Raw genomic sequence first — 209 nt, forward strand, 5'->3', positions numbered from 1 at the left:
GCTGACCACGTTGGTGCTAACCGTGTCGCTGCTGATGGTGCCGATCGTGTTGGCGCTAACCGTGTAGCCGCTGATGGCGCTGACCGCGTTGGTGCAAACCGCGTAGCCGCTGATGGTGCCGATCGCGTTGGTGCAAACCGCGTAGCCGCTGATGGTGCTGACCACATTGGTGCAAGCCGCCTGAGCTGATCCCCAGGCGCTTGTCCCTC

1 pseudogene is annotated in these 209 nt (G+C 63.2%); it reads left to right on the top strand.

Annotation, left to right across the window (positions count from 1 at the left end):
• Nucleotides 1-189, top strand: a pseudogene (locus ACCD02_RS32835) (hypothetical protein); the annotation flags it as partial.
• Nucleotides 190-209: the final 20 nt, after the last annotated feature.

The organism is Pseudomonas sp. Pseusp88 (assembly GCF_047303955.1).
In the GTDB taxonomy this organism is placed as follows: Bacteria; Pseudomonadota; Gammaproteobacteria; order Pseudomonadales; family Pseudomonadaceae; genus Aquipseudomonas.